Raw genomic sequence first — 229 nt, 5'->3', positions numbered from 1 at the left:
CCTCATTACTTTCTGTTAGCAACCGCGTAGTGCGCTCGACGTCAGTAACATAAAGTCGTGTTAGCGTCTTTGCTAGCTTTTTGAGTTTAAAGTCAACCAATGCTGCAGCGACTGAAGTGTCTTCATATATTGTCAAATCAGGTATCAACTCATTATTATCGAGCATCATTTGTACCTGCTCATTATCGAGTACGGCATTGTGCTCCAACCGTGCCGCGATACCATCACC

At 44.1% G+C, this 229-nt stretch carries 1 protein-coding gene; it reads right to left on the bottom strand.

What is annotated here, in order from left to right:
- Positions 1–229: hypothetical protein (locus SB772_RS46325; protein ID WP_410839308.1), on the bottom strand; the 229-nt coding region annotated here is incomplete at both ends.

Origin of the sequence: Paraburkholderia sp. SIMBA_030 (assembly GCF_046535245.1) — a bacterium.
Lineage (GTDB): Bacteria > Pseudomonadota > Gammaproteobacteria > Burkholderiales > Burkholderiaceae > Paraburkholderia.
Note: the sequence above shows the minus strand (reverse complement) of the source record. Positions and strands in the feature narration are given on the sequence as shown.